Source organism: Paenibacillus oryziterrae, from assembly GCF_042610485.1.
Classification (GTDB): Bacteria; Bacillota; Bacilli; order Paenibacillales; family Paenibacillaceae; genus Paenibacillus_AQ.
Genome location: NZ_JBGJZO010000002.1, coordinates 468,223 through 489,460, shown reverse-complemented (window position 1 = coordinate 489,460; position 21,238 = coordinate 468,223). Strand labels below are relative to the sequence as shown.

General features: G+C 50.3%; 20 protein-coding genes and 8 tRNA genes. 25 read left to right on the top strand and 3 right to left on the bottom strand.

Annotation, left to right across the window (positions count from 1 at the left end):
• Positions 1-103: 103 nt before the first annotated feature.
• From ACAN55_RS04575 to ACAN55_RS04500, 16 genes are all read left to right on the top strand, one after another.
• A tRNA-Ser gene (locus tag ACAN55_RS04575) sits at positions 104-195 on the top strand.
• Positions 196-222: 27 nt separating this feature from the next.
• A tRNA-Met gene (locus ACAN55_RS04570) sits at positions 223-299 on the top strand.
• A 9-nt stretch (positions 300-308) separates the two neighbouring features.
• A tRNA-Val gene (locus tag ACAN55_RS04565) sits at positions 309-384 on the top strand.
• A 34-nt stretch (positions 385-418) separates the two neighbouring features.
• A tRNA-Thr gene (locus ACAN55_RS04560) sits at positions 419-494 on the top strand.
• Between the two features lie 17 nt (positions 495-511).
• Positions 512-589, top strand: a tRNA-Asp gene (locus ACAN55_RS04555).
• Positions 590-654: 65 nt separating this feature from the next.
• Positions 655-727: transfer RNA gene (locus ACAN55_RS04550), tRNA-Phe, on the top strand.
• An 8-nt stretch (positions 728-735) separates the two neighbouring features.
• Positions 736-821 (top strand) — tRNA-Tyr (locus ACAN55_RS04545).
• A 7-nt stretch (positions 822-828) separates the two neighbouring features.
• Positions 829-901, top strand: a tRNA-Lys gene (locus tag ACAN55_RS04540).
• Between the two features lie 330 nt (positions 902-1,231).
• Entirely contained in the window at positions 1,232-2,338 is a 1,107-nt protein-coding gene (locus ACAN55_RS04535) for a PucR family transcriptional regulator (RefSeq protein WP_379128661.1), read from the top strand.
• Between the two features lie 103 nt (positions 2,339-2,441).
• A complete protein-coding gene (locus ACAN55_RS04530) occupies positions 2,442-3,563 on the top strand; it encodes an ABC transporter ATP-binding protein (RefSeq protein WP_379128659.1) in 1,122 nt (373 codons plus the stop codon).
• Positions 3,564-3,802: 239 nt separating this feature from the next.
• Positions 3,803-4,741: an HPr(Ser) kinase/phosphatase gene (gene hprK, locus ACAN55_RS04525; protein ID WP_379128655.1), complete on the top strand. Its 939-nt coding sequence runs from the start codon at positions 3,803-3,805 to the stop codon at positions 4,739-4,741.
• 12 nt (positions 4,742-4,753) lie between these two features.
• The gene (gene lgt, locus ACAN55_RS04520) at positions 4,754-5,797 is read left to right on the top strand and encodes a prolipoprotein diacylglyceryl transferase (RefSeq protein WP_379128652.1); all 1,044 of its coding nucleotides are present in this window, start codon (positions 4,754-4,756) and stop codon (positions 5,795-5,797) included.
• 6 nt (positions 5,798-5,803) lie between these two features.
• Positions 5,804-6,457 carry a pyrophosphatase PpaX gene (gene ppaX, locus ACAN55_RS04515; RefSeq protein ID WP_379128649.1) on the top strand — a complete coding sequence of 218 codons (654 nt, stop codon included), beginning with the start codon at positions 5,804-5,806 and terminating at the stop codon, positions 6,455-6,457.
• Positions 6,454-6,957 carry an acyltransferase gene (locus ACAN55_RS04510; RefSeq protein WP_379128646.1) on the top strand — a complete coding sequence of 168 codons (504 nt, stop codon included), beginning with the start codon at positions 6,454-6,456 and terminating at the stop codon, positions 6,955-6,957. The genes ppaX and ACAN55_RS04510 overlap by 4 nt, the downstream gene beginning before the upstream one ends.
• 221 nt (positions 6,958-7,178) lie before the next feature.
• Complete coding sequence (locus ACAN55_RS04505) at positions 7,179-8,414, top strand: acyltransferase (protein WP_379128642.1); 1,236 nt, start codon at positions 7,179-7,181, stop codon at positions 8,412-8,414.
• Between the two features lie 73 nt (positions 8,415-8,487).
• Positions 8,488-9,654, top strand: a complete 1,167-nt coding sequence (locus tag ACAN55_RS04500; protein WP_379128640.1) for an acyltransferase — start codon at positions 8,488-8,490, stop codon at positions 9,652-9,654.
• Positions 9,655-9,795: 141 nt separating this feature from the next.
• On the opposite strand, the gene gntK is transcribed toward ACAN55_RS04500, so the two are convergent.
• The 3 genes from gntK to gnd all read right to left on the bottom strand — a co-directional run bounded on the left by gntK (position 9,796) and on the right by gnd (position 13,068).
• Positions 9,796-11,340 (bottom strand): gluconokinase, encoded by a 1,545-nt coding sequence (gene gntK, locus ACAN55_RS04495; protein WP_379128637.1) that lies wholly within the window; start codon positions 11,338-11,340, stop codon positions 9,796-9,798.
• An 18-nt stretch (positions 11,341-11,358) separates the two neighbouring features.
• Complete coding sequence (locus tag ACAN55_RS04490) at positions 11,359-12,030, bottom strand: GntR family transcriptional regulator (protein ID WP_379128634.1); 672 nt, start codon at positions 12,028-12,030, stop codon at positions 11,359-11,361.
• Positions 12,031-12,168: 138 nt separating this feature from the next.
• Entirely contained in the window at positions 12,169-13,068 is a 900-nt protein-coding gene (gene gnd, locus ACAN55_RS04485; protein ID WP_379128632.1) for a phosphogluconate dehydrogenase (NAD(+)-dependent, decarboxylating), read from the bottom strand.
• Between the two features lie 342 nt (positions 13,069-13,410).
• On the opposite strand from gnd, the gene ACAN55_RS04480 reads away from it, so the two are divergent.
• The 9 genes from ACAN55_RS04480 (at position 13,411) to hisJ (ending at position 21,216) form a co-directional block, all read left to right on the top strand.
• Positions 13,411-14,628, top strand: coding sequence for an ATP phosphoribosyltransferase regulatory subunit (locus ACAN55_RS04480; protein WP_379128629.1), 1,218 nt, complete (start codon positions 13,411-13,413; stop codon positions 14,626-14,628).
• Between the two features lie 54 nt (positions 14,629-14,682).
• Positions 14,683-15,318, top strand: a complete 636-nt coding sequence (gene hisG / locus ACAN55_RS04475; RefSeq protein WP_379128626.1) for an ATP phosphoribosyltransferase — start codon at positions 14,683-14,685, stop codon at positions 15,316-15,318.
• A gap of 31 nt (positions 15,319-15,349) precedes the next feature.
• A complete protein-coding gene (hisD, locus tag ACAN55_RS04470) occupies positions 15,350-16,657 on the top strand; it encodes a histidinol dehydrogenase (protein ID WP_379128623.1) in 1,308 nt (435 codons plus the stop codon).
• The gene (hisB, locus tag ACAN55_RS04465) at positions 16,647-17,252 is read left to right on the top strand and encodes an imidazoleglycerol-phosphate dehydratase HisB (protein WP_379128731.1); all 606 of its coding nucleotides are present in this window, start codon (positions 16,647-16,649) and stop codon (positions 17,250-17,252) included. The genes hisD and hisB overlap by 11 nt, the downstream gene beginning before the upstream one ends.
• Position 17,253: 1 nt before the next feature.
• Positions 17,254-17,871, top strand: coding sequence for an imidazole glycerol phosphate synthase subunit HisH (gene hisH, locus ACAN55_RS04460; RefSeq protein ID WP_379128620.1), 618 nt, complete (start codon positions 17,254-17,256; stop codon positions 17,869-17,871).
• Positions 17,872-18,144: 273 nt separating this feature from the next.
• Positions 18,145-18,882, top strand: coding sequence for a 1-(5-phosphoribosyl)-5-[(5-phosphoribosylamino)methylideneamino]imidazole-4-carboxamide isomerase (gene hisA, locus ACAN55_RS04455; RefSeq protein ID WP_379128617.1), 738 nt, complete (start codon positions 18,145-18,147; stop codon positions 18,880-18,882).
• Between the two features lie 28 nt (positions 18,883-18,910).
• Positions 18,911-19,669 carry an imidazole glycerol phosphate synthase subunit HisF gene (gene hisF, locus ACAN55_RS04450; protein ID WP_379128614.1) on the top strand — a complete coding sequence of 253 codons (759 nt, stop codon included), beginning with the start codon at positions 18,911-18,913 and terminating at the stop codon, positions 19,667-19,669.
• Positions 19,666-20,376 (top strand): bifunctional phosphoribosyl-AMP cyclohydrolase/phosphoribosyl-ATP diphosphatase HisIE, encoded by a 711-nt coding sequence (hisIE, locus tag ACAN55_RS04445; protein ID WP_379128611.1) that lies wholly within the window; start codon positions 19,666-19,668, stop codon positions 20,374-20,376. Before hisF ends, hisIE begins: the two co-directional genes overlap by 4 nt.
• Before the next feature lie 12 nt (positions 20,377-20,388).
• Complete coding sequence (hisJ, locus tag ACAN55_RS04440) at positions 20,389-21,216, top strand: histidinol-phosphatase HisJ (RefSeq protein WP_379128608.1); 828 nt, start codon at positions 20,389-20,391, stop codon at positions 21,214-21,216.
• Positions 21,217-21,238 lie beyond the last annotated feature (22 nt).

Sequence of the window (21,238 nt, the reverse complement as noted above, 5' to 3'; positions counted from 1 at the left end):
ACCAATACTAATCGGTCGAGGGCTTATCCTACACATAAATCGCAAAGATCGTTTCGGATCCAGTTTTCAGGGAGTCAAATTCCTGTAGGAATTGATTTGATTTGGAGAGATACCCAAGTGGCTATAAGGGGACCCTCTGCTAAGGGGTTAGACTGCGCAAGCGGTGCGAGGGTTCGAATCCCTCTCTCTCCGCCATATCAAATTCCAAACTAATGTTATTGTGGCGGCGTAGCTCAGCTGGCTAGAGCGTACGGTTCATACCCGTGAGGTCGGGGGTTCGATCCCCTCTGCCGCTACCATACATACCCGGAGGCTTAGCTCAGCTGGGAGAGCATCTGCCTTACAAGCAGAGGGTCGGGGGTTCGAACCCCTCAGCCTCCACCATCTTTATAACTTAGCAGTACAACTTTTACACCGTGCCGGTGTAGCTCAACTGGTAGAGCAACTGACTTGTAATCAGTAGGTTGGGGGTTCAAGTCCTCTCGCCGGCACCATTTATTTTCACTAATGCGGAACCGTGGTGTAGTTGGCCTAACATGCCTGCCTGTCACGCAGGAGATCGCGGGTTCGAATCCCGTCGGTTCCGCCATTTTTTCCACAAAATGAAGTGGGAAGTGTATGACTGACCGCTTTATTGTCATGCCAACTTAATATGGCTCGGTAGCTCAGTCGGTAGAGCAGAGGACTGAAAATCCTCGTGTCGGCGGTTCGATTCCGTCCCGAGCCACCTTTCTTGGGGGATTAGCGAAGTGGCCAAACGCATCAGACTGTAAATCTGCTCACGTAAGTGTTCGGTGGTTCGAATCCATCATCCCCCACCAGTTTTATGAGCCATTAGCTCAGTTGGTAGAGCACCTGACTTTTAATCAGGGTGTCGAAGGTTCGAGTCCTTCATGGCTCATCCCAAACAGAAAGTCATTACCTTAGGGTAATGGCTTTTTTTGTGTTTCAATTGGGTTTATTTGATTCTGATGAAGTTTTATACATGTCTCACGGGTTTAGGCATTTGTTTATAGGATCCTCGTAATTCATGTCGAACATGTCGAGCATACAGGGTCGCTGGAGATGTTCTGGTAGTTTAGAACAGGCCACTACAGAGATGTGAGAAGGATATGGAATGAGGGGAAAGGCGGATTTTACGAAGCGATTCGATGCTCAGAACCACAGACATGCCGCAAAATGATGGGAACTATGTTAAAATAGGCGAAAAGAGCAAAAGTGGTGGACTATTGTGACGATTGATTGTGAGACATTACGCCAAAAACTTGAACAGCTCACTGGAAAGAAATCCGGAATTAAGCAGCTTGGGAGGCAGGAATCGGCTTCCTTGTTTGGTTTGGGCTTAGAAGGTAAGGATCAGCCGGTTATTCGGGAAGGGCATATTTGGACTCCACTTTATGAGAACGAAGGCCGGATTACGGCGGTGTGGGTAGAGATGGACGGTCTTACAGCACTGGAGGTACAGCTCGTTCATTATGCGGCAACAAATTATGCGGAGGCGCTTAAAGCTGCAGGTATAAAGGAAGAAGGCGAAGCCGAAGCTCTTCAGCTTGGAAGATGGCTGCATTCTCAGCTGGAACAAGATAAAGATGACACCGAGATTCCTGATGAAATTACTTTAAAAGGCCAACTCTTTGGCGATATGGTCCCTTTCCTGCTGATCAGCGAGAATGTGCATGGTGCACCTATCAATTACCGTGCGCTCATGAAGCTGCTTCGCAGTTATTTTGACAACGCAGTTATTCTGATTCCGCTTCAGGAGAAGGAATGGTTAATATTGGCCCGCAAGGAACTGCTTACAGATACAGATAGTGAAGATAAGGAAGATGAGGAAGAGAGTGAGTCTGACCTCCTGTCGCAGACGTGTATGGGATTGCACGAGCTGATCGCCAGTGAATGGGTGGGAGTCTTCCATCTAGCTGTGGCCCCAGCTGTTATGCCTGTGAAAGGTTTGACCGGTGCGGTGGCTCTTTTGCGCGAGACGGTAATTCTGGGACGGATCTTTCAGGTTGGTGAATACATACATCTGCCTTGGGAACTTCATATGGAGCGTCTCGTTAACAGTATTCCTGATACGCGGCGCCGTCAGCTTCTAGCGCAAATTGGTGATTACACCGCTGTACTTTCCGATAAAGAGATGCTGCTGACCTTGGAGACTTTTTTTGAAATGGATTGTAATGTAAGTGAAACGGCAAAGAAATTATATATTCACCGGAACACATTGCTCTACCGTCTGGATAAGATTAAACAGGAGACTGGAGCCGATGTGAGGAGCTTCAGCGATGCGGCCATTGTGAAGTTGACCATGCTATTGTATAAAGTGACGAAAAGGAAATAATTTTTTTGTGAAGGTTGCAAATAGCCAGTTCCCAGCTCCTGAGGTAAGATATATACGTAAAGAAACTTCGAACTTCAATAATTGATCCGAGGGGGAAATTTAAATGGCAGGCGTTCGCTTAGAGCATATTACGAAAAAATACCCAGGTTCCGATAAAGCTACGGTAGCAGACATCAATCTGGATATTCAAGATAAAGAGTTTTTGGTACTGGTAGGTCCATCCGGTTGCGGTAAATCTACAACACTGCGTATGATCGCAGGACTTGAAGAAATTTCCGAAGGTAAAATGTACATCGGCGACCGCGTCGTAAATGACGTAGCACCGAAAGACCGCGATATCGCGATGGTATTCCAATCCTATGCCTTGTATCCGCACATGAGCGTATACCAAAACATGGCGTTTGGTCTGAAATTGCGTAAAGTAAAGAAAGACGAAATCGACAAAAAAGTTCGCGATGCAGCTAAAATTCTCGATATCGAGCATTTGCTGGACCGTAAACCGAAAGCCCTTTCCGGTGGTCAACGTCAACGTGTTGCCTTGGGACGTGCGATTGTCCGCGATCCGCAAGTATTCTTGATGGATGAGCCTCTTTCTAACTTGGATGCTAAACTTCGTGGTCAAATGCGTGCTGAAATCACCAAACTGGTGAAACGCCTTGAAACTACTTGTATCTATGTAACGCATGACCAAACAGAAGCTATGACGATGGGTGACCGTATCGTAGTTATGTATGATGGTATCATTCAACAAGCTGCTTCCCCTGAAGTATTGTACAACGAACCAAACAACCTGTTCGTAGCCGGATTTATCGGTTCCCCGACAATGAACTTTATCAACGGAACATTGTCTGAAGTTGATGGAGCTGTACGTTTCCGCGCTGAGAACCTTGACGTTGAAGTTCCAGGCGGCAAAGCTCAAATCATCCGCAGCAAAGGCTATATCGGCAAAGATGTTGTTATGGGTCTTCGTCCGGAAGATATTCATGAAGAGCCAGTATTCCTGGAAGCTTCCCCTAACACAATCTTCAGTTCCTTGGTTGACGTAACTGAGAACCTTGGACATGAAATGCTCTTGTACCTCAGCGGTATGGGCAGCAGCACTGTAATCGCTCGTGTAGACGGTCGTTCGACTACTCGCGAAGGAAGCAAGCCGAAATTGGCTATCGACATGAACAAGGTTCACTTCTTCGACAAAACGACTGAACTTAACATTCTTTTGGGATAAGACCAACGTCTTCTCTCTTTGACAAAAGCCGCCCGAAAGGGCGGCTTTCTTACATATAAGGGACTAAAATTCATTTTCACGGCAGATAGGTGCCCGGCGCCAAAGGGGCATTATGATTGCATTCACAACCGTAATCCATTAAGATAGCAGGAGAATTACCTCCTGCAGAACTGGTGATGTCTGCCAGGAAATAACGGGAGAAGCGGACAAAACCGCAGGCGACGAAAGGACGAATACACATGGCTAAGAAAGTTAAAGTATCAGAGTTGGTACAGCATTTTCAATTAGAAGTCATTTCCGGGCATGAGGGTCTTAAAAGACCCATCACAGTAGATGACCTGAACCGTCCGGGGCTTGAGATCGCAGGTTATTTTGAATATTATCCGGAAGAACGTGTACAGCTGCTGGGCAAGACAGAGCTGGCTTTCTTTTCTATGCTTCCGGAAGAAGAGCGGATAAGCCGGATTCGGGGGATTTGTAATGATAACACACCATGTATCGTAATTACCCGCTCTTTGGAAGTTCCACAGGAGTTAATAGATATAAGTAATGAGAAGAACCTGCCGGTGCTCCGCAGCTCGATGGCAACTACGATCTTTTCCAGTAGGTTGACGAGCTTCCTGGAAGGGAAATTAGCACCAACTGCTACAATTCATGGGGTTCTTTGTGATGTATATGGTGTGGGAATGCTGATTACGGGCAGCAGCGGTATCGGTAAAAGCGAAACGGCACTGGAACTGGTCAAACGCGGCCACCGGCTGATTGCCGATGATGCCGTTGAGATCCGCCAAACTTCTGACAACCAGCTGCACGGTACGGCGCCTGAGTTAATTCGTCACCTGCTGGAGATCCGTGGAGTAGGCATTATCAATGTGATGACGCTTTTTGGTGCAGGAGCTATCCGTAACCACAAACGTATTACACTGGTTGTAAGACTGGAAGCATGGCAGCAGGACAAGCAGTATGACCGTCTTGGATTGGATGAGGAAACAACGCGTATTATTGATACGGATATTCCGCTGGTTACCATTCCTGTACGCCCTGGGCGTAACCTTGCAGTTATTATTGAAGTTGCCGCAATGAATTACCGTTTGAAACAAATGGGCTTCAATGCAGCTTTGCAGTTCACCAACAAGCTGACTGCCACTATCTCTGAAGATATGGATGATATGGACTAGGAGTGTGAGAGGATGTATCCATTAGCATTAGATCCAATCGTATTTACTATCGGATCATTACCTGTTCACTGGTATGGTCTGATTCTGGGCTTCGGCGCCTTAGCCGGGTTATTTCTTGCGATTCGCGAAGGCAAGCGTTTTGGCATTCCGCAGGAGTTCTTCATGGATTTACTGCTGCTTGGATTTCCTTCAGCCATTATCGGGGCGCGAATTTATTTTGTAGCCTTCAAGTGGGATGATTATAAGAATAATCTGCTAGATGTATTTAAAATCTGGAATGGCGGTATCGCGATTTACGGTGCTTTGATCGGAGCCGTAATTTGTGCAATTATCTATATCCGGTACAAGGGATATCCATTCTGGCGTATCGTTGATATTTGCGCACCTTCGCTTCTTGCGGGTCAGATGATCGGCCGTTGGGGCAACTTTATTAACCAAGAGGCCTATGGCGGGGTGGTGCAGGAGTCCTTTTTACGTGACAAGCTGCATTTGCCTGATTTCATTGTGAACCAGATGTACATAAATGACGGTGTGAGCGTAGCTTTCCGCCACCCGACTTTTCTATATGAATCAATATGGAGCCTGGCAGGGATTATTCTGTTAATGGTGCTTCGCCGCCAGAAGTTTATGCGTGCAGGTGAATTGTTCCTGTCGTACTTTATCTGGTATTCCATCGGACGGTTCTTTATTGAAGCGTTGCGTACAGACAGCCTGGGTTTCAACGGAAGTAAAGGCGTCGCCTCTCTAATTAACGGCTTGTGGAGTCCGATGAAATGGTTCGGCTTCGAACAAGGTTATCTGGATCCAAGCTACGGCAATGTCCGGATCTCGCAGCTGCTTGCGCTTTTGATTATTGTAGTGGCTTTAGCTCTGATTATTTACCGCCGGGTGAGTGGACAGTCGAGCGCACATTATAATGATCCTATCGTCAGTACTAAAGTCATTCATGCAGATACAGTTGTACCGGCAAGTGCAGAAAATACACCGCAGGCAAGCTCACAGAATAGTGATATCGTGATAGATCAGCCAGCGGAGGAGGACAAAAAGGAGCAATAAACCATAATGATAGAATGCGTGCTTTTTGATTTGGATGGAACGATTGTGGATACCAATGAATTGATCATCCGCTCTTTTCTATATGCATTGGAGCAGAATAATCTCCCTCAGCTTAGCCGGGAGCAGATGATTCCCCATATGGGAACGACACTAAAGGAGCAGATGCAGGCGTTCTCAGGGCTGGAAGATATTGAGGAACTGGAAAAAGCGTACCGGGTCTATAACTACAAACATCATGATGAGTTGATCCGGTCTTTTCCCCGGGTGAATGAGACACTGGAGGAATTGCGCCGCCGGGGGATCAAGATGGGTATCGTAACGACCAAAATACGTCCAACCACCATTATGGCGCTCGAAATGTTCGATTTGCTGCAATACATGGATACGATTGTGACAGTAAACGATGTAACGGAGCCCAAACCGCATCCCGAACCTGTACTGACTGCACTCCGTAATCTGGGGGCTGATCCCCGACGGACTCTTATGGTTGGGGACAGTCCGGCAGATATAAGATCGGCCAAGGCTGCAGGTGTATACGCTGTAGGTGTAGCGTGGTCCCTGAAGGGTGAAGAAACGCTGCGCACCTACGGACCGGATTATATTATTCATGATATGACGGACCTTTATGAATTACTGGATCAGGGGACGATAGAGCCGTGAGAAAAATAACCCGTTATCCGGTGGAAGGCCATAATTCGTTATGGTATATCTACCGCACCGTCAGTCCATGGAAGGGCGTCAAAAATTTTATTTTTATCCAGATTGCCCGCTACTGTCCTATACTGCCAATGAAGAACTGGATTTACCGCCGGATTCTTGGCATGAAGGTGGGAAAGCATACGGCGTTTGGACTGATGGCGATGGTTGATGTTTTTTTTCCGGAGAAAATAACGGTCGGTGAGAATTCGATTATCGGCTATAATACGACGATTCTAGCGCATGAGTATTTGATTAAAGAGTATCGCTTAGGCGAGGTTGTAATTGGGGAAAATGTGCTGATCGGCGCGAATTGCACCATTTTGCCGGGTGTGACGATAGGGGACGGGGCGGTTGTGGCTGCGGGCTCTGTGGTGCACAAGGATGTGCCGGCGGGAGCTTTTGTCGGTGGTAATCCTTTACGGGATCTGCGGGCATCCTCCACCAAGGAAAATATGGAATAATTGTGACAAAACGTTAAACCCTGCGGGTTATTTTGCGTATGTAAGCGCAACTCCTGCAGGGCTTTTGGCGTCTTTAGAACAATAGAACCGCGGAGCTTCAGCAGCTCAGGCTATAATATCAGAAGGGTATACAACTTGGAGCAGTCTTCCTGATAGATGTAGAATCAATTTCCGCTTTGCGTCTCTATGTACAGACATCATAGCAGAGAAGAGGAACTTAATTGAATCCTGCGAAACAAGAACGGCTGCCCCAGTTGGATATTTTTCGGGCACTCGCAATTCTGGGCGTCCTGCATGTGCACTCCTCCTCCTTCGCAGCCGGAGAACAGGCGCTGAATTCACCCTTTTACTACTGGATCAATGCAATGAATATCTTTTTCAAATTTGGTACGCCCTCATTTATATTTCTCAGCAGCTTTGTGTTATTCTACAATTATTATGGGCGCCCGGTGAACCGCAGTCTGATCGGGAATTTCTACCGCCGGCGCTTAATGTACATCCTGTTGCCATACCTGATTGCATCTATAGGATATTATGGGCTTACGATGAAGGTAAATGGCCGATTATCGCTGCCGTTCGGGGAGATGCTCCTTGGATTTCTGCACGCCTTATTTACCGGAAATGCCTATGCCCACCTGTATTTTGTCTTTATCAGCATTCAGCTATATGTGCTGTTCCCGTTTGTGCTGAAGCTGCTCCAGAGTTCGCGCAGACTGGTCCGGTGGATTATCCCGATCGGCCTGGCCCTGCAATGGGGATTTATTATCTGGAACAAATACCAGCTGCATGTTGCGGAAAAGGGGAGTCTGGCCATATCCTATTTCGCGTACTATGCAATGGGTGCGTTTATCGCGATAAATATCGAAAGTATCAAGAAGTGGCTATTTACTCCATGGCGTGATTTGCCGGGAAGAACGAGAAGTTTGACGGTGCTTCTGGGATGCGGATGGCTGATTGCTGCATTTACTCACATGCAGTTGTGGTACGAGGGGCGCCGTAATGGTGTCTGGGTCGATTCGCTGTGGTATGAGCTGCTGTGGAACGTGCATACGATGCTCTCAGCACTTGTTCTGCTGTACGCAACGTTCCTGATCCATCGCAGTGCACCCAAAAAGGTTGTGGCGTTCCTGACACGACTTGGAGAATTATCTTTTGCCATTTATCTGCTTCATCCATTACTGCTGGCGGTTTACCGGCGCTTCCGATATAATATTTCTCCAGAGTCACTCACGTATGTGTTCTTTCTCTATGGCGGGTTAATCGTTGCGCTAGGGGGGAGCTGGCTGTTCATTCAATTTATTTTTCGCCGGGTTCGTCCGGCATGGGTCGTGTTCGGCAATGTTCCGCGATCGCTTGCACCTCCTCCTAAAGTACACAGGAATGGGACAGTTACAGCAATGGACAAGCCAATTGTTATGCCCCAGGGCGAGGGCTCAAAAACGAACCTGGGCGGTTAAACGCAAATACAACCAGACTACGCATCACGAGAAGTTCTATTTTTAAGTGCGGAGTTTATCGGGAGGAAAGATTGTGATTCAAAAAGAACGGATTCCGCAGCTGGACATTTTTCGGGCCTTGGCGATTCTAGCTGTGCTGGCAATACATGCAACGTCGCGGACTTTAAGTGAGATGCTGGATACATCGCTGTTTTATCCATTTTTGTTCATCAACAAGTTCAGTCAGTTTGCTGTACCCTCGTTTGTATTTCTAAGTGGTTTTGTCCTCTTCTATAATTATATTGACCGTCCTTTGACGGGGAGAACGCTGGGGAAATTCTATGGCAAACGTCTAATGTATATTGTCGTGCCTTATATCGTGTTCTCGCTCGTGTATTTTGTGCTGAAGATGCATTCACAAGATACCTGGGATTTACCGGCGGCTGAACAATTCGCTAAACTGGGCAAATATTTGAGAACAGGAACCGCCTATACTCATCTGTATTATGTCATTATTATTGTACAGTTCTATGTATTGTTCCCGCTGGTACTCTGGATTCTGCAGCGGAGCCGCCGCTTGGCCGCGCTGGCACCACTGATGGGTCTTTTGCTGCAATGGGGATTTGTATTGCTTAACAAATATATGACCAATCACGGGTATTGGGAGCTAACCAAAGGAAGTCTCTCCATTACCTATTTCTCTTATTTTCTGCTTGGAGCCGGCATAGCGATCTATTACACTTCACTGAAGAAATGGCTGATCCCGTCACGGGTTGGCTGGCGTACTTCTAAAGGAGCGGTATGGACTGCCTTATGGCTTGTATGGGCAACCGCCGGGATTGTTCATGTAGGATTATGGTACAGAGTCTATAAGGAAGCAGCCGTAATTAACAGTCTGTGGTTTGAGGGTGTATCGAATCTGCACGCACTGCTCTCCTGCATTATTCTGCTTCAGCTATCTTTCCTTCTTTATGGACAGGGACGAAGCAGGCTGACGGCCGCAATTGTCTCTGTGGGTGCATGCTCCTTCGGAATCTACTTGCTTCATCCGCTGCTGTTGTTCTATTACAGGGAAATCCCGTTTCATGGCGGGTATGTTGCGTATACCGCAGCGATTGCCGGAGGCTGGCTGGTTGCCCTGCTGGGTTCATGGCTGGTCGTAGCTCTTGCGTTTCGTTATATGAAGCAGGCATGGGTTTTATTTGGTTCGGTGCCGCAGAAGCCTGCTGTTATCAGAGATGCTGCGAATGAATCGAAATAAGAACAGGGCGAAGGCACGCTGTAAGTGACTGGCCTACTACTTAATCAGAAAAAGCGTCAGTTGCGTCCCCTAAGGAGGAGTAACTGACGCTTTTATTTATGCTGCTAAAGATTGCTGATATGCTGCTGGATTGGCAGTTCGTCAGTTGAGTATATTTTCCCGCTGGAACCTTGCGATTGCCTCGTACTGGCTTTCCAAGCTGCGGCAAACCGAAATATAGATCGGAAGGAGCTGCTTGTAGATGTTGGCATGCGCCTCAATCGGTTCATGCTGGTGGGTGGAGCCTATCATATCAAAGACGATATCCAGCGAGTCACTTTTTCCCGTTGCATAAAGACCTAATACGACAGCGCCGAGGCAGGAGCTTTCAAAGCTTTCAGGAACAACGACCTGCTGATCAAAAATATCGGCCATCATCTGCCGCCAGAGGAAGGAACGGGCGAAGCCCCCGGTAGCCAGGATCTGAGTGGGACGTCCCATCTGTTCCTCCATAGCCAGCAGAACCGTGTACATATTAAAGATGACTCCTTCTAGTACGGCACGGATCATATGCTCTTTACGATGGTTCAGAGCAAGGCCGAAGAAGGAGCCTCTGGCGTCAGGATTCCACAGTGGTGCCCGCTCCCCCATGAGATACGGGTGGAACAGCAGTCCTTCGCTTCCCGGGTTCACCTGCTCCGCGATTCGTGTCAGTACCTCATAGGGATCAATACCCAATCGCTTGGCGGTTTCTACTTCAGAAGCGGCGAATTCATCCCGTACCCAGCGGAACAGTATTCCGCCATTATTCACCGGACCTCCAATAACCCACAGCTTCTCTGTCAGGGCATAACAGAATATACGCCCCTTGGGATCGGTCATTGGGCGATCAACGACAGTTCGAATGGCTCCGCTTGTACCAATAGTGGCGGCAACTACGCCAGGTTTAATTGCACCGACCCCCAGATTGGATAATACGCCATCACTGGCTCCAACAATAAACGGGGTGCCTGCCTGCAGTCCCAGCTTTTCTGCCCATTCAGGCAGCAACCCCTGCATGATATGGGTGGTGGGGACGGGCCTGGATAAACGTTCTGCCGAAATCCCGGCGATTTCCAGAGCCTCCGCATCCCAATCCAGTTTCTCCAAATTGAACATGCCTGTGGCGGATGCGATCGAGTGATCGACTACGTATTCGCCAAACAGCTTGGCAAATACATATTCCTTAATGGAGATAAACTTGGCGGCCTTATGGAACATTTCTGGATGGTCCTTGCGAAGCCACATCAGCTTGGTAATCGGTGACATCGGATGAATGGGTGTTCCAGTCCGCAGGTACAGTTCATGTCCGTTCAGTTCATTTTTCAAGACCTGCGCACATTCAGCACTGCGATTATCCGCCCAGGTAATGCAATGGGTAAGAGGAGTGCCGTCTTGATCCACAGCAATAACGCTATGCATAGCAGAACTGAATGAGACGAACAGAATTTGCTGAGGTTGAATACCGCCATCAAGAATGACTTTTGAAATCGTGTGGATTACAGCCTGTAATATTTGCCCGGGATCCTGCTCGGCAGCATCCGGAGAAGGTTTGTGAAGCGGGTAGCCTTCATCTGCCTGTGCAGTGATTGTCCCGTTCTCTTCAAACAAGACGGCTTTAGTGCTTGTGGTCCCAATATCTACACCGATCATATAATTAGTGCCCATAGTAATAGCTCCTTTTCGTTAAGGCAGGCTGCGGATCAGGGTTTCGCCTGAATCAGCGAAATAGTCCTCGACAACGCTGCGGATGATGTTCTCATCCCCTGAGCGAAGACCCTCAATAATTGTCCGGTGTTTCTCCGCGACCCAATTCATCCGCTCTTCACCGTTCTCAAAGCCCTTCTCCGTAGTAAGTAAAATCACAGTCATGACAATGTGGCGGATGCTGTTCCATAAATGCTGAATCCGGTTATGCCGGGCTTCATTGATGATCGCTTCATGAAAAGCAAAGTCCTCATAGGCAAAATCCACGGGATGGTTATGCTTGACCGCGAGCTTCATTTTGTCGATTCCCTGTTCAAGCCGGAGCAAAAGATGATCATGGTTTCCTGCCGCCAGTCTCTGCTGGGCGAAGCTTTCAATAAGGTAACGTACATCGTAGAGCTCTTCTACGTCCTTAAGCTGAAGCCCGACTACAACGGCTCCCATCCGCTCCAGACGAATCAGACCCTCACCCGCTAAAGCCCTGAGGGCTTCCCGGACCGGAGAGCGGCTGGCACCATATTGTGCGGCAATCCCATTCTCGGACAGGATCTCGCCGGGCTTGATTTGTTCATTTAAGATCTGCAGCCTAAGCTGACAGGCAATGGATTCTCCGAGAGAGGCTCCCTGCAGCCAGGCAGAGGGATATTGCATTAGAACCGGCTCCTCTATAGATAGTTGTGGCAACTTTTGTATGCATGATGTAATAGATTTTAGCATATAAAGTCTGCGCTGATCCATTAATGGCGGGAGGATGCACCTCGGAGTGAAGGTAACCCGTCATTCTAAGGATTAGTCTTCCGTAATCACAGCGTGCCCGCCGAACTCGTTTCGAAGTGCAGCCACAACTTTTCCATGAAACGTATTCTCTTCCAGTGAACGATAGCGCATCAGCAGGGATAAAGCGATGACTGGTGTACTGGCCTCCAGATCAAGGGCTGTCTGCACCGTCCATTTACCTTCACCAGAGCTTTGCATGACACCCCGGATCTCGGAAAGCTTCGGATCTTTGGAAAAAGCGTTTTGCGCAAGCTCCATGAGCCATCCCCGGATGACGGAGCCGTTGCTCCAGACGCGTGACACATCTTCATAATTGAAGTTAAAGCTGCTCTTCTCCAGCAGTTCAAATCCCTCGGCAATGGATTGCATCATTCCGTATTCAATGCCGTTATGAATCATTTTTAGAAAATGGCCGCTGCCGCTTTCTCCGGCGTACAGATATCCTTGATCCACCGCCAAGTCCCGGAATAAAGGCTCAATCTCCGTAAAAATGCTCCAGCTGCCGCCGATCATGAAACAGGCACCATGTTCCGCGCCTTCAGTTCCGCCCGATGTCCCGGCATCAAAGAAGTGGATGCCCCGCTCTTTCAGGCTGGCTGCACGGGAAATGGATTCCTTGTAATGAGAGTTTCCGCCGTCGATGATGATATCACCTTCCTCCAGAAGAGCGCTGAGAGAATCCAATACTCCTTCGGTTGCGGGTCCGGCGGGCACCATCATCCAGACGATTCTCGGGTGCTCAAGCTTTAAGATCAAGTCGGCGATGCTGCTTGCGGGTATGGCGCCGTGATTTTCCAGCTCCACTCCTTTGTCTGGATGAATATCAGTCACGACGACCTCATGGTTATGGCGAAGCAGATTAAGCACCAGATTATAGCCCATTTTCCCAAGTCCGATCATTCCAAGCTTCATGTTGCAGTTCACTCCCTATTATTAATTTACAAACACATTGTATACTTGTATACAACTTATGTTTTTATCTTACGCCTGTTTCCACATGTTGTAAAGGTCGAAAGGATAACCGGGCATCCGAAGTGAGGGGTACAAGCTGTACTTGAGGGAGAAAGAACAGGTATATTAATAGTGGGATAAGAAATAAATGACAGAGACTTTAGATAAACCTGCAATTGACGAAAAAGAACCGCGCATGGTACGATGTTGCAAATGCTTTACTTTGCTACCACTTTACCATAGTAAAGTGAGAATCGGTAATTAATCTATTTCCGCTACTATCCGACGAGGTGAACAATGAACATGTCCAAACCGAAAGGGTTCGAGAAACCGGCAGGTGTACGCGATTATCTTCCACGTGCGGTAAGGAAGCTGCGCAAGATTGAACATGATGTGCTCCACTGCATGAGCCGCTGGGGATATCGTCAGTTGATCACGCCAACACTGGAATATTACGATACGGTCGGAGTTGCCAGTTCAACATCTGATCAAAAGCTATATAAACTATTGAATAACCGCGGCCAGGCGCTGGTGCTCCGTTCGGAGATGACTGCTCCAGTGGCTAGAGTGGTCTCCTCCTTATTAAAAGATGAGCCGCTGCCGCTGCGTTTGTCCTATCATGCGAATGTGTTTCGAGCTATTGAGGAAGAAGCAGGCCGTGAGGCAGAGTTCTTCCAGACTGGCGTGGAGCTGGTAGGTGATGATTCGCCGGAAGCGGATGCTGAGGTTGTGGCCCTGGCTATCGCTTCGCTCCAGGCGGCCGGAGTGAAATCGTTCAAGATCGCCATGGGACATGTCGGGTTCTTGAACGGGCTGTTTGAAGAGGCGGTTCCCGGGCTGCCTGAAGTGCAGGAAGAGCTCAAGAGTCATCTGTTAGGCCGGGACTATGTCGCTTTCCGGGAAGTACTGCGTGGTTTGCAGCTGCCGGAGGCTCAGAAAAATGAACTGAACGGGCTGCTTCGTCTACGCGGAGGCAAAGAGATTTGCGGCCAGGCGCTGGAGATCAGTAAGCATCCACTCGCCCGGACTTCCATTGACCATTTGTGCAAAGTGTGGGAAGTGCTCGAGGCGTACGGCGTATCGGAGCACGTATTAATTGATTTAACGATGATCGGTGATTTCACCTACTATACAGGAATGACCTTTGAGGGGTATGCCTCGGAGCTGGGGTTCCCGGTATGCAGCGGCGGACGTTATGACAATCTGCTGCAGCAGTTCGGGCGTCCGGTGCCTTCAACAGGGTTCTCGCTTAAAACAAACCGTATTCTCGACGGGGTGTCCGGGACACCCGAGGAGGAAGAGCTCCCTGTTCTGATCCAGTATGATGCCGTGCGCCGCAAGGAAGGCTTGCTCGAAGCCGCGAGACTGCGTGCGGAAGGCCATGCAGTGATTACAAGGTTAGCCGGCGGGCCGGAGGATTTAAAAGCCGTCAAACGTCTCGATCCGGAGACGGTCGAGGCAGAAGGCGAGCGCTACGGGGAAGTGTATACCTTCGTCACTTTTGTCAGTGAGCATGGCTAAGATTTGGGGAAGATGCAGAAATAAGGACACTAGCAACGGAAATGGGGAATATAGATGGCGCAGATTTTGAAAGTGGCCATGCCAAAAGGTCGCATCTACAATAAGGCTGCAGAGCTGTTCCGTTCCGCAGGTCTGCCGATCCCGCCCGATGGGGAGGCTTCCCGCAAGCTTGTAATTCAGCTGCCTGAAGCGGGCATGGAATTTATCCTGGCCAAACCGGTAGATGTTCCGACGTATGTGGAATACGGCGTGGCGGATATCGGAATTGTCGGCAAGGATGTGCTTCTGGAAGAGAACCGGGATGTGTATGAGCTTTTGGATCTGGGCATTGCCCGGTGCCGCATGTCGATTATCGGGCTGCCCAATTGGCAGCCGGGCATTCAGCAGCGGGTGGCTACAAAGTATCCCAACGTTGCTTCCCGGTACTTTCGAGAGCAGGGGCAACAGGTAGAAGTGGTGAAGTTGAACGGCTCCATTGAGCTGGCGCCTCTGATCGGTCTGGCTGACCGGATTGTAGATATGGTGGAGACGGGCCAGACGCTGCGGGATAACGGACTTATTGAAATGACAAGCATATTTGAGATTACGAGCCGGCTGGTTGCCAATCGCGTCAGCTACCGGATGAAGAATGCGGAGATCCAACAGCTGTGCGACAGCCTGCAGCGTGTGATTACCGTGCCTGAGCTGTAGATAGCTATGGAGACCGAAGGGGGAAATCGTCTTGAAAGTCCAGTCAAGCAGTGAATTCAAGCTCGAGCGGGAAGTAGAATATGGAACCCCGGAGCAGAACCAAGCCGTGAAGGAAATCGTTGCGGCCATTAAAGAAGAAGGAAATAGCGCCCTTCTCCGTTACACGGAGAAGTTCGACGGCGTCTCTCTGGCACCGGATGATCTGCGGGTGACACCTGAGGAGCTGAAGGCGGCTTACAGCCGGGTCGAAGCCTCGTTTATCGATGCCATCCGGGCGGCTGCAGACAATATCCGTGCTTTCCATGCGCGGCAGAAACGCAATTCATGGATGGATTTGCAGCCGGACGGCAGCATTCTCGGTCAAATTATCCGCCCTTTGAAACGCGTCGGGGTATATGTCCCTGGTGGTAAGGCGGCATACCCTTCATCCGTACTTATGAATGTTATCCCTGCCCAAATTGCCGGTGTACCGGAGATTGTCATGGTCACGCCGCCGGCAACGGGTGGCAAGCAGGGGATTGATCCTTATATACTGGTCGCTGCTGCAGAGGCGGGCGTACATGAAATTTACCGTGTAGGCGGCGCGCAGGCTGTAGCGGCGTTAGCCTTTGGCACGGAGACCATAAAGCCTGTTGATAAAATATGCGGGCCGGGTAACATCTACGTGGCGCTAGCCAAACGTGAAGTCTACGGCGCGGTAGACATCGACAGTATTGCCGGTCCCAGCGAGATTGTCGTGCTGGCGGATGATACCGCCGAGCCGGCTTACCTCGCTGCGGACCTGCTCTCTCAGGCGGAGCACGACGAGATGGCCTCGGCCATCCTCGTTACTCCATCGCAGGAGCTCGCTTATGCAGTAGCCGCGGAGGTGGAGCGGCAGCTGCTCGAACTGCCGCGGCAAGCAATCGCGCGAGCATCCGTAGAGAACTACGGCGCGGTGATTGTCGTAGAGTCCCTGGAGGAAGGAATTTCTGTAGTGAACCGGCTGGCGCCGGAGCATCTGGAGATTGTGACTGCGGATCCGATGGGACTACTTGGGAGCATCGAGAATGCAGGCGCGATATTCCTCGGCCCGTACAGCTCGGAGCCTGTGGGGGATTATTGGGCCGGACCCAATCACATTATCCCTACTAACGGTACAGCACGCTTCTCTTCACCCGTAGATGTGGACGATTTCATCAAGAAGTCGAGCCTGATCTACTACAGTAAGGAAGCACTGTTGCGTGACGGAGGGCAAATTATAGAACTGGCGCGCCGTGAAGGGCTGGAAGGCCATGCGCGGGCCATTGAAGTACGACTGGAGAATGAAGCGAAGGGTGGAGACGGTAATGGAGAATAAGGAACAGGCAGTGCGGACAGCGGAGCTGAGCCGAACCACGAATGAAACGGACATCAAGTTGTCCTTGAATGTAGACGGAAGCGGGATTTCGGAGCTAACTACCGATGTACCTTTTCTAAACCATATGTTGGATCTGTTCACCAAACACGGCCAGTTTGACCTGAATGTGGAGGCGCGGGGAGACATCGAGATTGATGACCACCACACGGTTGAGGATATCGGTATTTGTCTCGGTCAGGCGCTGCGGGAAGCACTAGGGGACAAAAAGGGCATCAAGCGTTATGCCAGTGTATTTGTTCCTATGGATGAGGCTTTGGCCCAGGTAGTTATCGACATCAGCAACCGCCCGCATTTTGAATACCGGGCCCAGTATCCTTCGCAGCAGGTGGGCAGCTTCTCCACGGAGCTCGTGCATGAGTTTTTATGGAAATTCGCCCTGGAAGCCCGGATTACACTGCATGTAATCGTGCACTACGGATCGAACACCCATCATATGATTGAAGCGGTATTCAAGGCGCTGGGACGCGCACTCGATGAAGCTACTCTGATTGACCCTCGTGTGAAGGGTGTGCCTTCGACGAAGGGAGTGCTGTAGCATGGCTGTCGCCATCGTAGATTATGGACTGGGCAACCTGCACAGTGTCAGCAAGGCGGTTGAGCGTCTGGGCTGTGAGAGCCTGATTACAGGTGATGCGGAGCAGATCCTGGCGGCGGACAGCGTCATTCTGCCCGGGGTCGGCGCCTTCGGCGATGCGATGGAGCAGCTGCGCTTAAGCGGCCTGGATCAGGTGGTCAAAAAGGTGGCTGCAGGTACGCAGCCGCTGCTCGGTATCTGCCTTGGCATGCAGCTTCTATTCAGCAGCGGCGAGGAGTACGGCGTTCATCAGGGGCTGGATATCATCCCCGGCTCGGTGATCCGTTTTGCGCCAAGAGAGGACTACAAGGTTCCGCATATGGGCTGGAACAAGCTTTCTTTTCTACAGGCAAACAGCCCGTTGCTAACAGACCTTGACGAGGGGCACGTGTATTTTGTCCATTCCTACCATGCGCTGGTCGAGCGCGAGAGCGATCTGCTCGCGGTTACCGATTACGGATTCCCGGTAACTGCTATTGTCGGTCGCGGCAACGTATTCGGCATGCAGTTCCACCCGGAGAAGAGCGGCGAGCTCGGGATGAGACTGCTGGGGAATTTTTTGAAGCTTGAGAGCAAGTAACCAATATAAAAAAGTTAGATAGGGTGAAAGCAACGAAGGCTTGGAACTGTAGGAGCGTTGAATATTGAAATTGAAATTTGAGGAAAGGGAAAGGAGCGACGGAGGGGAATTTGGAACTGTAGGAGCGACAGCGTACGCCTTTGTCTCCGGATTTCATCCGCGATAAGCGGTTAAATTCAGGAAATCGGGAGACAACAGCGGCCGAAAGTCCAAATTCACCGTAGTGGCGACTGGACCTTTACTCATATCATAACGAAAGCGGAGGAGACCTACATGTCATCTTTTACTCTTTATCCGGCGATTGATATCCGGGACGGGAAATGCGTCAGGCTGAAGCAAGGCGATTACAATCAGGAAACGGTGTACAATGACAGCCCGCTGCAGGTTGCTAAAGCATGGGAGGAGCAGGGCGGGAAGTTTATTCATCTCGTTGATCTGGACGGTGCCAAAGCGGGGTATCCCGTTAACGATGAGATCATCGGCGCGATTGCGGCGAGTGTGAATGTACCTGTCCAGGTAGGCGGCGGCCTTCGTAAGCTTGAAGATGTGGAGAAGCTGCTCGGACTTGGTGTCAGCCGCGTCATTATCGGCACTGCAGCCATTAATGACCGGGAATTTACTGAAGCGGTGCTCGCCAAATACGGGGATAAGGTGGCTATCGGTATCGATGCAAGAAATGGTTATGTTGCTACCCATGGCTGGTTGAATACCTCGGAGACCCGTGCCGAGGATTTGGCGAAGCACCTCGCTTCGAAAGGTGCGGAGACGTTCATTTATACCGATATCTCGCGGGACGGCATGATGCAGGGGCCGAATGTGGAAGGGATACTGTCGATGGCGGCAGCAAGTGGCAGAACTGTTATCGCTTCCGGTGGAGTGAGCACGATGGATGATCTGCTGCGCCTGAGTGTACATAAGAGCAGCGGTATCGGTGGAGCCATTGTCGGCAAAGCACTGTACACCGGAAATATCGATCTGGCTGTAGCGCTGCAATTACTGGGACAGAAATAAATAGAGTACACGTAGAGGAGCGGGTCTAGTGCTGGCTAAACGAATTATTCCCTGTCTGGACGTAAAAGACGGGCGGGTCGTAAAAGGCGTTAATTTTGTCAATTTGCGTGACGCTGGTGATCCGGTAGAGCTTGCTGCGCTGTATGACCGGGAAGGTGCGGATGAGCTGGTGTTTCTGGACATCTCCGCATCGGTGGAGGGCCGGGCGACCATGGTAGAGGTCGTTCGCCAGACCGCAGGGGAGATCACTATTCCTTTTACCGTCGGGGGCGGAATATCTGCACCTGAGGATATGAAGACGATTTTGCGTGCAGGAGCGGATAAGGTCGGCATCAATACAGCTGCTGTTAATAATCCTCAACTGATCTTGGAAGGCGCCCGGCGTTTTGGCTCGCAGTGTATTGTCGTAGCCATTGATGCGAAATACAACGAGAGCTGGGGCGAGTGGGAGGTTTATACCCATGGCGGACGCAAGCCGTCCGGACTTCGTGCCCTGGCCTGGGCCAAGGAGGCGGAGCGGCTTGGGGCGGGTGAGATTCTGCTGACCAGCATGGATGCCGACGGAACGAAAGACGGCTTCGACCTGAAGCTGACGTCGGCTGTATGTGATCTTCTGGGGATCCCTGTAATTGCTTCTGGTGGTGCGGGGAACAAGGAGCATTTCTATGATGTGTTTACGAAAGGGAAAGCGGATGCCGGGCTTGCGGCTACCATTTTTCATTATAAAGAAATTGCTATAAATGAACTGAAAGCAGAGCTGAAGCACAAAGGGGTAGAGGTCCGATGAACCAAGAGGAAATGCTGCGGGATATCCGCTGGAATGAGGCAGGGCTTGTGCCTGCCATCGTGCAGGATGATACGAGCCTGGAAGTATTGATGCTTGCCTATATGAATTCAGAGTCCTTGCTGCTCTCGCTGGAAAGCGGACAGACCTGGTTCTGGAGCCGCTCACGCCAGGAATTGTGGCATAAAGGAGGCACTTCAGGCAATACACAGGCCATTACGTCCATACATTATGATTGTGACGGCGATACCTTGCTCATCAAGGTTAAGCCGGAAGGCCCCGCTTGCCATACCGGTGAGACTTCATGCTTCTATCGGGAGCTTGAGATGGAACCAGGACAGGCTGGAACAGAGGCGGAAGCTTCGAGAGATGTTCACGGCCGGCAAAATTCAGTGAGCCAACAAGACGCAGACCGTTTTGCTGTATTGGGCGAACTGGAACGGGTCATCGCTGAGCGTGAAATCGAACGTCCCGAGGGGGCGTATACCACCTATCTGTTCGACAAAGGTGTTGATAAAATTCTGAAAAAGGTAGGCGAAGAAGCATCTGAAACAATCATCGCCGCCAAAAACAAGGATAATGCCGAGCTGCGTCTGGAGATTAGTGATCTGATCTATCATCTGCTCGTATTGCTTCAGGAGCGGAAGCTGCCGCTGGATGAGATTATGGAAGAGCTCAGCGCCCGCCACGAGCGGCCCCGCCGCGATTAGGAGGAGCTTGATATGCATATCGATTACCACACGCACCACGAGCGCTGCGGCCATGCAGTAGGGAAGCTGGAAGAGTATGTGAAGCGCGGCATTGAGCTTGGCCTGGAGCAATTGGGCCTCTCCGATCATCTGCCGCTGATTCATGTAGACCCGGCAACCTATTATCCTGAAATGGCCATGCCGCTGGAGGAGCTTCCCCGTTATGTGGAGGAATGCCTGCTGCTGAAAGAGCGTTACCGCGGTGTCATTGATCTGCGGGTGGGGCTGGAGGCCGATTATATTGAGGGATATGAAGCGAAGATTCAGGAACTGTTGGCACCGTATCCGTGGGATTATCTGATTGGCTCGGTTCATTTTCTGGGAGAATGGGATATAACCGATTTCCGGCAGGTGCATGGCTGGGAGGGCCGGAAGATTGTGGAGGTATACCGGAGCTATTATGATGCTGTAACTAAGTCCGCTGAAAGCGGATTATATGATATTATAGGACATATGGACGTGATTAAGCGTTTCGGATATGCCCCGGCTCATGAAGAAGAGATTGCCGAAGTCAGGGAGCTTGAGCTTCGCGCACTGAAAGCCATAGCGGCTAGCGGCGCGGCCATGGAGCTGAATGCTTCGGGACTCAGCAAGCCTTGCAAGGAGATGTTCCCTGCACCGCATGTGCTGTCTCAGGCTTTGGAGCTGGGCATTCCGCTGACGCTGGGTTCGGATGCGCATGACCCCGCCAAGCTGGGTGATGGTCTCCCGGAAGCCCGCAGGTTGCTGTGGGACACGGGTTACCGCGAGCTGGCCGTGTTTGAAGAGCGCCGCCGGACCACGGTTCCGTTCATGCCATAAAATTATAATATCAGGAGGGCTT